19 protein-coding genes and 1 tRNA gene are annotated in these 14,788 nt (G+C 38.0%); 3 read left to right on the top strand and 17 right to left on the bottom strand.

Features of this window, described 5'->3' with window-relative positions; translation table 11 throughout:
- Nucleotides 1–227: 227 nt before the first annotated feature.
- From DXA20_RS15295 to DXA20_RS15225, 16 genes are all read right to left on the bottom strand, one after another.
- A complete protein-coding gene (locus DXA20_RS15295) occupies nt 228–416 on the bottom strand; it encodes a hypothetical protein (RefSeq protein ID WP_118561963.1) in 189 nt (62 codons plus the stop codon).
- 70 nt (nt 417–486) lie between these two features.
- On the bottom strand, nt 487–903 hold the full coding sequence (locus DXA20_RS15290) for a helix-turn-helix domain-containing protein (RefSeq protein WP_118561961.1): 417 nt from the start codon (nt 901–903) through the stop codon (nt 487–489).
- A gap of 11 nt (nt 904–914) precedes the next feature.
- The gene (locus DXA20_RS15285) at nt 915–2,573 is read right to left on the bottom strand and encodes a hypothetical protein (protein ID WP_118561959.1); all 1,659 of its coding nucleotides are present in this window, start codon (nt 2,571–2,573) and stop codon (nt 915–917) included.
- 74 nt (nt 2,574–2,647) lie between these two features.
- Nucleotides 2,648–2,893, bottom strand: coding sequence for a hypothetical protein (locus DXA20_RS15280; protein ID WP_118561957.1), 246 nt, complete (start codon nt 2,891–2,893; stop codon nt 2,648–2,650).
- Between the two features lie 33 nt (nt 2,894–2,926).
- A complete protein-coding gene (locus DXA20_RS15275; protein WP_147403767.1) occupies nt 2,927–3,841 on the bottom strand; it encodes an antA/AntB antirepressor family protein in 915 nt (304 codons plus the stop codon).
- A gap of 30 nt (nt 3,842–3,871) precedes the next feature.
- Nucleotides 3,872–4,039: a CopG family transcriptional regulator gene (locus tag DXA20_RS15270; protein WP_118561953.1), complete on the bottom strand. Its 168-nt coding sequence runs from the start codon at nt 4,037–4,039 to the stop codon at nt 3,872–3,874.
- A 712-nt stretch (nt 4,040–4,751) separates the two neighbouring features.
- Nucleotides 4,752–5,300: a nucleotide modification associated domain-containing protein gene (locus tag DXA20_RS15265; RefSeq protein ID WP_118561951.1), complete on the bottom strand. Its 549-nt coding sequence runs from the start codon at nt 5,298–5,300 to the stop codon at nt 4,752–4,754.
- Nucleotides 5,287–5,538, bottom strand: coding sequence for a hypothetical protein (locus DXA20_RS15260; RefSeq protein ID WP_243100706.1), 252 nt, complete (start codon nt 5,536–5,538; stop codon nt 5,287–5,289). The genes DXA20_RS15265 and DXA20_RS15260 overlap by 14 nt, the downstream gene beginning before the upstream one ends.
- A 212-nt stretch (nt 5,539–5,750) precedes the next feature.
- Nucleotides 5,751–5,817: transfer RNA gene (locus DXA20_RS15255), tRNA-OTHER, on the bottom strand.
- A gap of 98 nt (nt 5,818–5,915) precedes the next feature.
- Nucleotides 5,916–6,233, bottom strand: a complete 318-nt coding sequence (locus tag DXA20_RS15250; protein ID WP_243100705.1) for a beta-sandwich lipoprotein — start codon at nt 6,231–6,233, stop codon at nt 5,916–5,918.
- Between the two features lie 20 nt (nt 6,234–6,253).
- On the bottom strand, nt 6,254–6,412 hold the full coding sequence (locus DXA20_RS16275) for a hypothetical protein (RefSeq protein WP_158577256.1): 159 nt from the start codon (nt 6,410–6,412) through the stop codon (nt 6,254–6,256).
- A gap of 23 nt (nt 6,413–6,435) precedes the next feature.
- Nucleotides 6,436–6,702, bottom strand: a complete 267-nt coding sequence (locus DXA20_RS15245; RefSeq protein ID WP_118561947.1) for a hypothetical protein — start codon at nt 6,700–6,702, stop codon at nt 6,436–6,438.
- Nucleotides 6,703–7,009: 307 nt separating this feature from the next.
- Nucleotides 7,010–7,576, bottom strand: coding sequence for a hypothetical protein (locus DXA20_RS15240; protein ID WP_118561945.1), 567 nt, complete (start codon nt 7,574–7,576; stop codon nt 7,010–7,012).
- Between the two features lie 753 nt (nt 7,577–8,329).
- Nucleotides 8,330–9,460 carry a site-specific integrase gene (locus DXA20_RS15235; protein WP_022465867.1) on the bottom strand — a complete coding sequence of 377 codons (1,131 nt, stop codon included), beginning with the start codon at nt 9,458–9,460 and terminating at the stop codon, nt 8,330–8,332.
- 91 nt (nt 9,461–9,551) lie between these two features.
- Complete coding sequence (locus tag DXA20_RS15230; RefSeq protein WP_022465866.1) at nt 9,552–9,767, bottom strand: excisionase; 216 nt, start codon at nt 9,765–9,767, stop codon at nt 9,552–9,554.
- Between the two features lie 150 nt (nt 9,768–9,917).
- Nucleotides 9,918–10,133 (bottom strand): helix-turn-helix domain-containing protein, encoded by a 216-nt coding sequence (locus tag DXA20_RS15225; protein WP_022465865.1) that lies wholly within the window; start codon nt 10,131–10,133, stop codon nt 9,918–9,920.
- Nucleotides 10,134–11,449: 1,316 nt separating this feature from the next.
- On the opposite strand from DXA20_RS15225, the gene DXA20_RS15215 reads away from it, so the two are divergent.
- Nucleotides 11,450–11,800, top strand: a complete 351-nt coding sequence (locus DXA20_RS15215) for a helix-turn-helix domain-containing protein (RefSeq protein WP_118561941.1) — start codon at nt 11,450–11,452, stop codon at nt 11,798–11,800.
- 51 nt (nt 11,801–11,851) lie between these two features.
- Here the strand turns inward: DXA20_RS15215 and DXA20_RS15210 are convergent, their stop codons facing one another.
- Nucleotides 11,852–12,193, bottom strand: a complete 342-nt coding sequence (locus tag DXA20_RS15210) for a hypothetical protein (protein ID WP_118561939.1) — start codon at nt 12,191–12,193, stop codon at nt 11,852–11,854.
- Nucleotides 12,194–12,412: 219 nt separating this feature from the next.
- Between DXA20_RS15210 and DXA20_RS15205 the strand changes: the two genes are divergently transcribed.
- Together DXA20_RS15205 and DXA20_RS15200 are read left to right on the top strand one after the other, a co-directional pair.
- The gene (locus DXA20_RS15205; RefSeq protein WP_118508047.1) at nt 12,413–12,808 is read left to right on the top strand and encodes a BlaI/MecI/CopY family transcriptional regulator; all 396 of its coding nucleotides are present in this window, start codon (nt 12,413–12,415) and stop codon (nt 12,806–12,808) included.
- Complete coding sequence (locus DXA20_RS15200; protein WP_118561937.1) at nt 12,801–14,600, top strand: BlaR1 family beta-lactam sensor/signal transducer; 1,800 nt, start codon at nt 12,801–12,803, stop codon at nt 14,598–14,600. Before DXA20_RS15205 ends, DXA20_RS15200 begins: the two co-directional genes overlap by 8 nt.
- Nucleotides 14,601–14,788: the final 188 nt, after the last annotated feature.

Below are 14,788 nucleotides of genomic sequence, written 5' to 3'. Positions count from 1 at the left end.
AATATATGATATACTCAACTTTTCATTTATAAATGGAACCAAAAAATATTGCATACTGCTAATGTAAAAAAAAACTTATGCACACTGACAGCAGCAATGCAGATTTAGTCATTTTAAACCTATTTCCCCTCAAAAAACTAAATATCCATATAGTAATAAAACCCGGATATATATATGAGATATAATTAGGCATTTCATCAATTATTTTAAATATACCATCAATCATATCACTTCCCCTGTTTAGGGGGTGTCCCCTCTGTACCATGATCAGTTATTACGGTTCTTGAATCTGATTTATGTCCTAACTGAGAATGTGTATGTTCTTTTTTGCTGAAAAAAACTCTAGATGATCTTCTTTTATTCTTTTTATCATTTTTCAAATAATCGTTGCTTCTCTTTGCATTGTAATTTGACATAAGCATCCCTCCCTCACTTTGAATATACCACATAACGAATATATTTTCAATAACCTATTTGTCTAATAATCTATAAATACCTGTCAACCACCTTCGACACCGTACTGCGATCCAAATACAGCTTGTCAGCCACCTCTTGCTGCGTCATGCCATCCCGGTACAGATACTCGAAGATCAAGCGATCCCTGCTGTCAAAAATGGTCGTAAAGAAGATATCGACCTCCAACTGCAGCTTCTCCAGTTCAATCCGTTCATTATGCAGTTTCACGATCAACTCATACTGCTTGTCCTTCCAGTATTTCCTGTCCTTAACTTCGCAGCCGGATACCGTCACTGAAATTCTCTGATACGGAAACTGCTTATTGGAAGACTGCACCTTTCCAAGATATGCCTCCGGCGGATTATCTTTATAATGCTGCAGCTTCTCCTCGTCCTTGCGGATCACCTCGGACAAATAACGGTACTGTTTCAAAATATCCTTCGTCATGTGCATTCCTCCTAAAATGTTCTCTGTGATACATTCGCTTTACAAACGGTAGCACCATCTGCAAGCATTACCAACTGTGTAATACCATCTGCTGCATCATCGTGATCATTGTTACCGATCTGAACAGTCATATTCAATTCATCCATCGCATCGTGATATTCCTTGCCCCTCTTATTGGCTGCAAGGAATTTGCACCGCCTCTTGACGTCTGGTGCATACTGGATGATCTTCGCCAGCTTGCTCATGGTATTTGGTGCCTTGCTGGATGATATGCTGCATTTATATCCTTCCTTCTGAAGCATTTCATCAATCTTGTCCGCATACTCATCACCACCGTTATTCGCCTCAAAATGCTCCATCTGCGGTTTATGATGCAATGTCTTTCCAACCACAAGCGGCTGTGTTACGGTCTTATCCCCTCGGTTAAAAATCCAATCCGGAATGTAAATATATCCGTCATCGTATTCGTACCCAAACGGCATCGACAGGCTGTCACCACCGCCCCAGGCTACATCACAGGCAGCCAATACACGGATCATACTGCTCTCCGGCGGCAGCACGCCATTGTACGTCTGCAGCTCATCCTCTGGAAAAAGCAATCCTTCACGCACAAATGGGCGTTGCTGATATTTCGCCTCCCATTCGTTTTTATCCAAACGACTCTTCACATTCAAGAAATACTCCGTTGAAAATCCCTTGCCATAGTCATAAACAAAATTGGACTCCCCATTCTCATTCAATGCCGGTATCTTTCGGAATCTATATCTTTGGTTATCTTTGTACTGTTTCTCTACTCGGCCTAATGGATCCAAAACATTCCATCTGGTGCCAACCATCAATTCTCTGGTTCCATCATTTTTACGATCCACCAGAAGATTCAAATAATCCTGATACCGTCCCTCTAATCGTGACGGAGATAAACTCTCTTGTCTGTCACGAACCATATCATCAACATACAGATAACCGTCCCAGGAAATATCAACTGCACCTGTCCACGTTCCATCAATACCACGACAGGTTAATGTGGCAAAACGATCCGGATCATTCAATGTAACTTCTTTCTTCTCTGCCGACTTCTTCTGCAAAAAAGCCTCCGGAAAGATATCCGCAAAATGATACTGTCTTTTTTCTTCCGGTACATCCAATTCCATAAGATTTAATGCTTCGCCATAGAATCCATCTGCCAGTATTCCACTATGCCCTGACATTGCATTATGGCTGTTCGGTCGTTTTCCCATAACCCATGCCATAAAGAAAATGCAAATCGTGGACTTGCCAACACGAGGAGGCATGGATAACCCATAAAAATCCAGCTTACCATCTTCCAAATCCTGCAGATCATCCACAACCACCTTCAAGGTCATCCGACGTGGCATATAAAATCTTTTTTCCGGAGCCCGATCCTTCTCCATGTAGTACAAAAAATCCACAAAGAAATACGGTGCCAGCATCAACGTAGCTTTCCAATACAGATTCATAAAAGCGATGCTGTTCTCTTTACGACTCTGCCTTGCTGCGATCCGCTGAACCTCTTTCGCCTGCTGCAATGCATACTCCAGATCATCCTCTTTCTCCTCGATTGCCATATCAAGCAATGCACTGGCAAATTTGATATTGGTAAGGTCTTTTTGATGCAGACCTTTTATAATTTTCTTATTTTGTTCGGACATTAAAAAGACACCTACCTTTCAAAGATAAGTGCCTATTCACTGTTACATATACCCGATTGTATATGCCATATTCTTTATTTTGTTACAACATCATCTGATGCATGATTTAACAATTCTTCGGCATCAACTATCATACAACTTATAGTTTCCGCTAATACTCTGGCATCATTGTAAAAGTAACCCGATATTTTCCATAAATCTGCCCGAGTCTCTATTTTCTGACCGAAATAAGTTTCCGTCAACATATTTGATAATACTCTTGCTCTCTCAATTAAAACACTTGCGTCTGAAAATTTACTTTCATTTACTGATATATCCATAATATCGCTCCTTGTCTTCTATTCGAATTTTTGCTATGCTACGCAATACACCAGCATCATTTCTTTAATTACTGTTTCATACACCGGCTTTAAATCCTTGTCTTCTGTGATGATTGACAAATATGTAATCTCCTTGATTTTTGACTGGCTGGCTCCATTCTTCTCTGCCTTTTCTCTCGCGGTTCTCACTCTCTGTCCCAATCGGCACGCCCGCTTCTCACTAAGCCGTGCATAACTCTCATTCCAAGCATCGTGATACCTTGTATTAACATAATGCTCCCTGCAAAACTTTGGTGTATCTGCAATTTTCTTTATGCACTTCTTACACCAAGACTTAAAATCTTCTTTATCTGATGGATTTTCAAAAGTTTCAGAAAGAACTCTTTGTTTCTCCTCAACACGCTCAATCTGTCTTGCCTGTCGCTTTTGCTCCAATTCCACTTTAGCCTGTTCATCCATCATCGCATATAACATCTGCATCTGCGGGGATAATTTGCTACGATTTATGACTTCTTCTTTTTTCTTTTCCTCAATGGTTGTAAAATATTCCCTTGCTTCTTCTGCTCTTGCACCGTTACCTTTACAAGACAACTTCTTTGCGAAGTGGGCAGTAAGTTTATAGTCAGTCGTTGCCTGTCCTCCCCATTCTTCATTGAGGAAGAATGCCCAATAATCAACATTCTCCTCAGCAAAATCATTCTCTGTAATATTATTTTTGCACCATCTAGCAAAATTCTGTGGGGCAAGTTCCAAAAACTGATATAGCTTTCTCGCTGTTGTCATTCCGTTTTCATCAACACCAAGAGCAATTTCTATTGGTGTCTGCATTGTTGTTTCCGATATTTCCTGCATTAAATCATATCTCCTTTCATTTCTGTTTGCATATTCTAAAGAAAAGTGATATGATAGATTTATCAAATTTCTTTGGAAGTTTGTTTCTAAAAACACTCGTTTTTGCTTGGTAGGCGGTCGAGTGTTTTATTTTTGTTGTAAAACCAAATGAATGCCTCTTCTAATTGCTTCTGCTTTTGTAATCTTTTGTTCTTGGCAATATTTTAGCAATTTCTCATGAGTATCATTATCTATTCTGACTTTAATATCATGATCTTTTCGACATTCGGTTGGTCTTCCTGTTCGTGGACTCATAATTTATCACCTCACTTTTGAGTTCCATAAGTCATATTATAACTTATGAGTTCCAAAAGTCAAGCTCTTTTTTGATTTTTTTAATCACAGGGCTGAAAATTCAGCTGGCTCAAAATTGAGCTGGTTAAAGTCGCTCAACTTAAAATTGAGCTCAGTATAATCACTCACGCCCATTTAGGCTTCAGTTAAAACTTTAATGCTTCACAATTTTTTTCCGAACCTCATATACTTTAATCGTTCCATCACTGTTTTTCTTAATCTCCGCATTGTTGCCACGCATCAAGATTTTAGCAATCATATTAGCCTGCTTCTGAATTTCTTCCTGTAAAAGCACCATATCACCTCAATTTTTCTATATTGCACTGTTTTTATTTTCCATTGACATTTCTATCCATAAAACATACTATTAAATAGCAGAGTGTGTTTCCTTATAAACAGATATAAGGGGGTGTTCGTTATGACATATTTAATGCTAATACTGACAATAATACAAATTATCATCTATTTAGTAAGTGGTTTTACTATTATAACCGCAAGTGTTTCATCACGATTTAGAATATGGTTAAAAGGAATTATCATTGAAGCTCTAAGAGATTTTTTTAAGCAATGATCAAACCTTACATAAAAATCGTTGAAATGCGGAAAGGAGAAATATCCAGTCGACACCCTTGTTAGTCTATCTTGTGAAAACCGGAAGCACATTCTGCATTTTTCACTCTTTATTCGCCTTTATGATCTGCGAAATCCTCGACTGTGAACATCCCATCTCATCCGCGATCTTTGCCTGTGACCACTTAGCTTTATAAAGAGCCATCACCTTACCCTCATCAATCGGCTTTTTCTCTTTCTCCAACTTATCAGGTATTACGAGCTCACCGGTGCCCTTTTCAATGACTTCATTAACTTCATCCACAAAATCATCAACAATAATGTGATCTTGTGCAATCTCGCTTTTTACCTGCTCCTCAAATATTCTCTGATTTTCTACTGCCTTCTTTCGATCCAGTTCCATTACCGTCATCAGACAATAATTCGCCAGGTCAAGACAGGTATCCCGGATGCTTTCATCCATCACTTTCTGCTTTGCTCCGCCGGCAAGATTCTCCAACCGGTTCCATTTATCTTCCATTCGGACCAGTGCAGCAACGATCCCGTACTTTTTAAAGGATCTGCCAAAGCTGTCACCATAATCATGATTCTTTCGTACATACACATCGTGCACAAAATCAACCAGCTTTTTGTGTTCCTCAATCTGACTCATCTTTTTTCCTGCCTTTCTCTTCCTTGAATTTTCTGATTGCTGCCACTTCTGGAACAAGGTTATGTGGTATCTGAATCACAGTAATCAGTTTCTCATCGTGAAATATGTACGCTTTATCTCCATACAGCCGGATCTGATTTGCTGACCGATTATAGAAATATTGAGCATCCACCCATTTCCGCAGATTACCGGACGTCTCCCCGTGTCGTACACCCAGCCGATAAACCTTTTCAGCCATACGATGAGCTGATCTCTTCCCTACGCCGCATCTCTGCTTCATACGATACCTTGCGTGCTTTGTTACTACCGTAGATACCACCCCTTTCCTGCTCCTTATCAATAATCCCCGCTGTGCTTCCGACACACATTCACAGCTACTTGCTACGGGGAGGGAGACCATATATATGTATATGGCACGCTGTCTACTGCAAGAATCACAACGACAGCAAACCGGAATAACAGGAATCGAACCTGCATCTTCTGATCATCAAGCGTTCTACCATTGAACTATATTCCGGTGATCAACCTTCGATCAGGCAGTGTGTTACTTTTTGTTTGTAATGGTGATTGGTACAATAGATTCCGGTATGTAGTTGACCTCATATCTGTACTTATTCACCTTGCGCCGCCGATGTCCTCAACCACATACATTGTCTCTCTGTTCAGCCCAATGATATGTTTTCGATAAGAGCCATCTTTCATTTCACACACCACGTTGATCTTATTCTTGCTTTCCACATCCAGTGAAAATGCACCGATCAATTCAAATTCCACCTTATCGGTTCTGGAATTGATTACTGCCAGCCGGCGAAGCACATTGAAATTATCTGCCTCCTGAGAGACATTCTCGGACACTCTATCTGCCTCTGTGCATCCTGCCAACGTGAACACCATTGCTACCACGAGCAGTACCGCCATCATTCTCTTTTTCATCTTCATTTCCTCTCTTTCTGTTAATTAAAAATTATATACACCATCGTCAGAACAAACCCTAAGATCAGCATTTTCATTCCAACACTGACCGCAGCATCCTTTTCTTTGCAGTCGAGGCATATCATCCACAATGCCATCAGACCATTGAATACTAATGTAAATATTTTTAAGACTATCACATCGCATACCGCCTTTTTTATTTTTAAATTTTTTCAAGAACCCGCATCAGATATCTGTCTCCGGATATATACGGGATAATCCGCAAAGGCAATTCTGCCGCCTTTCGTAATTCCTTAGCGGTAACCACGATCTGCCCATCTTTAACAGAATCTGGATTCAGCAACACTACTTTTGTAAAGTCCCCATGTTCCAAATACTCGGCATATCTCTCAGCACTACGCAGTTTCTCCCTCAAGATTTCATTCTCTGACTCCAGAAATTTTATATGCCGCTTCTTCCTTCCAAACATATTCTCCCTCCATTCGTATCAGGTCTTTTTTGTTTTTTCGTTACTCGTGGGGCTGAGTAGGCGTCTGGGGTCTCTCCCTGCAACCCCCGCCCCCCTTGTTTGCTGTTTTCTCTGCTGCATTCCGGTCAGCTCTGTACAATCGTTCAAATTGATCGTTATCACGCCTCGCCGGCAGCTCTCTGTGATAAACTCTTGTTTATTCGATAGAACAAAATCGCCCACAATCCCTTATTTCATGCACCTTTACGGTGTTTTTATCACTTCTCATTTTTCATTTAGAACGTCTTATATACAATTTTTGATATGATTAACCGCCATTTTCAAGTTCTTCCATATCGATTGGAATGTCCTGTTCCAGCATCCGCTGCACCTGCTCAGGTGTCTGGTCTGCCTCCACCTGTCTCCGCGGCTCAATAACAACCTCCTGCTGGTCTTTTAAGCCATCCCAGTTCTTTTGCCAGAAGATACCTGTAACTGGATTGATCTTTCCATCGGACATCAACTGCTCCCGGATCTGGGACATAATCTGCCGGCTTTTTTTAATGACGCCAGTGCGCGCCGAGCTGGGCTCCCTACGCTGAATATTACTAACCTCGCCTTTCGTCAAGCCCCATGCATTATACAGTCCAAGATTTCCAGGCTTAATGTTGTTGTCAATGCAATACTGGAGATATTTCAGCGTTCTATCCCTCAGTTGTTCCGGATCCTTGGTATCTATCTCATCCCACAGAGCAATTTCCAGAGCATGAGCTGTTATCTTGCTAATTTCCTCTTTCGTAGCAGTAATGCCATTGTCTCCAATCACAGGGGACTTCTTCCATGCTTGATTCTTTGCCACCATTTTATTCCCAGAACCTTTACCGCCCATAAACATTCACCACCTTTAAATTCTCCATAAAATAAAAAAAGAGCTATAAACAATAGACCTCTACGAATAAGATCTATTCTTCATAACTCACCGAGTTTCCTCAAAACCAAGCTCATCACTTGCCCGAATCAGCTATACTGTTCGGAGTAACTTTACAATAACAGATTTCCAAACAGAATGCAAGCATAAACAAAAAATATACCATCCCTAAATTTCTCTGTGCTGGCAATTACAGTTCTTCTTGTTTCGATTTCCGTTTTCCCCTATACTATTCTATTCTTCTCTCCCCTATTCTTATCTTAACCTCTACTATACTAAACTAATCTATACTACTTATGCAACCAAAAATCAACCATATGGAGACAATGTGGCAACCAGTTGGTAACCAAGATAATTTTTCCCAAAGAATAATATATATTTTTAATGAAATATCAAAGATGTACATCCGAAATAAATATCAGCTGTCGCGAACTAAATCAAAATTAACTTTTAATATGAATCAAGGCTCTAATCTACTACACAATCACTACACAATTTATCTATGATTATATATAAATTTGCATAGGTATATATTTTACATTAAATTCGCCCAATCGCTGATAATATATAGCTTTATGAGTTTTCATAGGAATATGAACAGAAACATGAAATTGGCAGTAATATCACAATTCCTAGTTTCATTTTCTATCTTTCCTTTCTTTGTTAAGCCTTTATTTTATGGTGTTTCGGCGTAACTGCGGCAAGCGTTTACACCATTTTTTACACCATTTTCAGCATTCTTTCAACTTTTTCTACTTCCTTCTTCTTTTCATCATCCGTCAAATGGACATACAAATTCATTGTAATGCCAATATTCGAATGACCCAGAAGCATCTGTAGCGTCTTAGGTCGCATTCCTGCCTCAATACATCTGGTAGCATATGTATGACGAAGCGTATGCATTGAGAAAGAGTCCATCCCTGCTTTTTGTGCTAATTTAAACAACGAAGTATCATAAGCAGAATTTTTGGTCGGTTCCCCTTTTCTGCAGAGGAAAACAAATTCTTTATACTGTGGATCAACATCTTTCAAAGAAAACATCTTCATCTTTTGACACTCCAAGATTCTGATGCACTCAGCCGTCATAGGAATTTCCCTGTAACCGCTTTTGCTCTTTGGCGGACCTATACGCCACTCTCCAGTAGCATGTCTGTATTCCATACTTCTCTCAATACGGATCACACCCTTCTTAAAATCAATATCAGACCACTTCAGCCCAATCATCTCTCCGGTTCGAAGTCCTGTCTGCAGCAAAAAGGCAAATTGATTATAATTGCTTGTCCCATATGCAACATCCAGAAACCGTTTTTGTTCCTCTACCGTAAGAACTCTTCGTTTCTTAGGCTTCTTACTTTGGGGAATCTTCACTGTTTTTTTAACAGGATTTCGCAATAATATATCATTTTCAACTGCGGCTTCAAACAAAGTATATAGGGTAACCCTGCACTGATAGATTGTACTTTCAGCATATTGAGGTGCCATCTCATTCAAAATCTGTTGACAATGTATTGGTTTAACATCTGCTAAATGCATCCTTCCGATATGATCTTTGATATTGTTTTCATATCGTTCTGTGTAATTTCTCCGTGTGTTCGGTCGAATAGTAGGACCTTTTACACTATTTAAGAAATAATCAAACCACGCATCCACTGTCATACTATCACCGGCAGATAGATCAGAATTCCGATCTATATACGCTGCTTCTGCCAGCCATCGACGACACTCTTGAAGTTTTTTGAAATACTTCTGTTTTCTTTTACCTCTCTTGTCAACGAATCTTGCAGTATAACGCCCATCTTTCCTTTGAGCAATTCCAACTCCAAGTTCACGACCTTTCAGGTCTTGTCCCATGTATAAGCCTCCTTTTATCCAAAGAAAAGCTCAATACAGCACATTATATTGTACCATATTCACTCTTCTTTGTCCACAAAGAACCCGGTAGCTATATCTCCAGTTCCTTGTCAATGAAGGCTTCAAAAGCTTTCCTTTTTATCAAACGCTTTCTACCAACAAATAAAACAAATGGGCAGCGTGGATCTAGTGTAAGCTCTCTGAGCTTATTCTGTCCAATTCCGCTTAAAGCATTTGCCTCATTAATCGACAATAACAATTTTTCAGATATTCTGACTTCCTGTTTTTCTTTCGTCTTTTCTCCCATAGAATCACCTCGTAATAAATCATCATTCAACATCTGCTCTTTATTTCCTGCATAATTCCAACAATGCCAGATAATGAAAAAGCAAGCATCGATGTTAGTCACATAGAACAAATCATTTGTTCCTTGTTTGACTTATACATCAACAACAGACTATTTCTCATCCATGCTTTCTAAAAGACCGGATGGAATGATCTTTTCCATTTCAAGCTTATAGAGTACCAAACGAAGTATGTATTCTGGAATAACCCTATTTCCTAGTTCCCAGTCTTGGTAAGTTCGATATGGCATGTAAAAATACTTCGCCATATCCTTCTGCTTCATTCCGGATAATCTACGAGCTTCTTTTAATAATTCATATCCTTTCATATTGCCACCTTCCAATACTTTTAGCGTATAACAATATTATATACGCTATGCGTATTTTATCAAGTGTTAATTAAATAATCTCTTGTTGATATATATAATCTCCAGTTGAAATCACCGGTCACTGTGGTTAGCAACACACTCTGGACTCGCACCATCTCCTATAGACCATAAAGGGAGTATCATTATCGTAGAACAGTCGCAACCACGGAATCACCACAATTCCTCTTTTGCATGGATGTTATCGCTCCCGGCATCTCACATCAGGCATATTGATCAAATGTATATTTCATCTCCATCAATTCATCCTTACCGATCCTGGCGCATCTGCGGCACGGCGCAATGCGTAACTGTTCCCTATGTCCAGTGAAGTCATCATATTTAATTGTCGTGCTCCCCCAGAAGAAATGTTTTCCTGTGTGGACACATCTAAATTATAAATGCCTGCTTTACTCTTGCAAAGAACACATATTTCGGTTATCTTCCACGATTTATCGGTGTATCATTCAAAAGAAAAAGGTATTTTGATTATTTTTCAAAATACCCTCTACTCAGATTGAAAATCATTTCTTCCTGTTTGATCAAGTAATGCTTTTATGTAACCTTCTATACGACCTTTCTGACGCTCAGATAATCGTCTATAATTCTTTATAATCCAAACCTCACTCCTATCTTCAAGACAAATGGTATTCTCATTATCATTAAAAAGATCTGAAGCCGGAACACCCATGCCCTTGCTATTTTTCGTATATTGCTTTCCCGCACATCATAATCTTCCTTCTGTCCCAAACTCCATAATGTGCTTTCCGGAATACCACTTCGTTTTGAAAATTCGTAGCGTGTCATACCTGTTTCCGCTAAAAATTCAAGATACTGGTTTCTAACAGATTTACTAATGGCAGACACCCCCTTTTTCCTCTGAGACAAGTATAACTTGACATAAGAAAAAGATATAGAACACATATTTCGGTGTATTTCCACGATTTATCGGCGTATTTTTTATAAAGTTCTTTGTTTTATTCAACAAATATTTTACAAAATAAAAAGAGAAAAGATGATAATTACAGTTTCGATAACCATTACTCATCTTTTCTCTCAGTTTTCCGCCAATCCCACCAAATAAGGTCGGTTTAACCATACCTAAAATAGTACAATGCACCAATTTAATAAAATGTGTTTTTTTAACTGTTTATCACATTTTCCCATCATTTTTTACTCCAATCTGTCGTTAGTGCTGTCATACCATATCTACAAAGTATCTTTTTACCATTTTTACATTTTATAAGTATGGCTATAACATACTTATAGGAGGTGGCGCTATGGCTCTCAACCCAAAACAGTTTGGCACTGTTTTGAAAAATGCCCGTATGGATAAAAAACTCACACAAGCTGAATTGGCTGAAATTCTTGATCTTTCATTATCATATTTGAAAGACTTGGAGCGCTTTAAGAATACTCCCAGCCTTGAGGTTTTTGCCAAAACCATACAATATTTTAATTTATCTGCTGATACTGTAATTTATCCAGATAAAAACCTGAACAACAGTACATACCAAAAATTACAAAGACATCTACTTCAATGCGATGAGAAACAGCTTAAAACTCTCCTCGCAATCGCAGAAGCTGTCCTATCAGTCGATGACACTCGCACAGACAATTCTGATATTTAATTTTTGCTCTAATATTCAAGGTTCGTTTTGTCATAAAATGAACCTTTTCTATTATTTATTCAACTGTTCAAAAATATCATTTGCCACACTATCTTTTTCAATAATTCCCATACCACACAATAAGAACAGACAATCTATATATCCCTGACAATAAGCCTGTTGAGTCTCTAGTGATGCATTATCTTCCAAGCATTCTATCCATTTCTGAATAATTCTTTGTTCGGTTTCCTTCATATGCTTCATCCGCTCTTTTCCAATCGCCTGTATCTTTTCCAATTCATTTTTAGCATTTTTCTGTCCTGGTATCTGAATTATTGATTTTTTCGATAAATTTTCGCCACGCAATTGTTGCATAAATTTCGCCACTTGGTTCCATATCTGATCACTTTCCATATTTTCGCCTCCATTCTTGTATGTAGTATTTACATATTTAGAATTGTTACACCACACAGTTAAAAACGGATTTTAATCACAAGGCATATTTCTTACGCTTGTAATATTTTAATTATTACACGCGTAAGATAAATAGTCAAGTTTTTATTTGACTTTGTATATAGTGGGCTTTATAATAAAATATGTATATTACACTCGTAAGAATTAGGAGGTGTCTACATGAGTGCATTACCACAAATATCAGAAGCTGAATATGAAGTGATGAAAATTGTTTGGAAGTATGCTCCTATTAACACAAATGAGATTACTGAAAAACTTTTAGCAACATCTTCATGGAGTGCAAAAACTATACAAACCTTAATCAAACGCCTTGTTAATAAAGGAGTTCTGACCTACGAAAAAGATAGCCGGGTATTCGTTTATTCACCTTTAGTGAAAGAATCTGATTATATTGATCAAAAAAGTAAATCTTTTTTAGAACGATATTTTCATGGGGATATCACCGCCATGTTATCCACATATATTGAAAATGACCACTTATCCGAAACAGAACTGGAAGATTTACGCTCTCTTCTTTCCAAAAAAGATCCTACAGGAGGTTCCACGCATGGATGAATTTATAACCCATTTTTTATTATGCAATATTGTTATCAGTATTATTATTGGCATTTTTTTAGTATCCAAGTGGATCTTTAAAAACACTCTGACAAGCCGGATGCAGTATAATTTATGGTATTTTTTACTTGTTCTGCTTTTAACACCATTTTTCCCAGTACAAAGTAAACAGTTTCCTGACCTTTTTTCCTGGCTCAATCATGTAATTATATCACCGGCATTTCAAACCGTTCAAAATAAAACCGTAGTCTCCCCTGCAACCCTCTCCAATTCTTCTGACTGGATGAACGAATTTACTATCTCTGTAAATTCCAGCACTCCGACAATTATCAGAAGCATTTTGTTATGTGTATGGATTGCCGGTATGTTTGTAGTGCTCGTGTTGGTACTAAAGTCCTCACTGCAATTGCGTTCTTTAAAAAGATCCGCACTTCCTCTTCAAAATACCACTATATGCAAACTATATAAACAATGTTTATTCGAGATGAAAATCACAAGGAATATCCCCATTTATAGCACTGCTTTCCTAAAAACACCTATTATTACAGGCATTTTTAAAACCAGAATTTATATGCCAATTCATCTGATATCGGATCATCAGAAAACGGATGTGCGCTATATCTTGCTGCACGAATTACAACATTATAAACACAAAGACTCTCTTGCCAATTATCTAATGTTTCTTACAGCAATACTATATTGGTTTAATCCTATCGTCTGGTATGCGTTAAAAGAAATGCGTAATGATCGAGAGATTGCCTGCGATACTTCCGTTTTAAAAATGCTTGATGAATGCGATTATGAAAAATATGGAAATACACTGATTAATTTTGCTGAGAAGATTTCCTCTTCTCCTTTTCCGTTTGCTGCAGGTCTTGGTGGAAATATCAAACAGATAAAACGGCGTATCATTAGCATTGCTTCTTATAAAAATCCCTCTTTTCATAAGAAGGCAATTGGAATTATCGCCTTTATGCTGATTACTGCTGGAATTATAAGTTTTACTCCTTTTATTTCATCCTATGCTGCTATCAACGATCAATATAACTGGAATTATTCTTCAGAAAATATAACGCAGACCGATCTTTCTTCATACTTTAAGAATTATGAAGGCAGCTTTGTTTTATTTAATTCCAATCGTGATAGCTGGACTGTGTATGACATGGAACATGCCACCCATCGTATATCTCCAGACTCCACTTATAAAATATATGATGCACTTTGGGGATTAGAGGAAAATATTATTACACCACAAAACTCCCTACTTATATGGGATGGAAAAGACTATCCTTTTGAAGCATGGAATACTGATCTGACACTAGATTCTGCTATGGCAGCCTCTGCTAACTGGTATTTCCAGACAATAGATGAACGTCTTTCCCTTACTCGTATTCAAAATTATCTAAACAAAATTGAATATGGAAATAAGAATATAATGGGCGGATTATCTTCCTATTGGCTAGAATCCACCTTAAAAATTTCTCCTGTAGAACAAGTGGAACTTCTGAAAAAATTACAAACCAACAATTTAGAATTCCATTCCAACAACCTTCAGGCAGTAAAGAATTCCATTCTTCTTTCATCTGTCAATGATAAGAAACTTTACGGAAAAACCGGTACCGGACGCATAGATGACAAAGATGTGAACGGTTGGTTCGTAGGTTATATCGAAACAACAAATAATACCTGCTTTTTTGCCACCAATATCAGTGCAAATAGTGATGCTACTGGAAATAGTGCAGCACAAATCACCATGTCTATCTTATCTGACATGAATATCTGGAGACAATAAAAATTTCACATGTCTTTTAATTATCAAAGAGATTGGATAAACATACATTATAATTCTTTACCCAATCTCTTTATTTTTTCCTTATTCCGTGAAACTTACCATAGTGTTACATCCCTTTTTTTCAGCAATAATACCTGCTGGAAACTGATTTTCGCAATACATTTTATTTCACCCACTAGGTTAAACAA

This window comes from Roseburia sp. AM59-24XD (genome assembly GCF_003478445.1).
Classification (GTDB): Bacteria; Bacillota; Clostridia; order Lachnospirales; family Lachnospiraceae; genus Jutongia.
The sequence above is the reverse complement of the archived record's forward strand: the minus strand, read 5'-3'. Positions and strand labels throughout refer to the sequence as shown.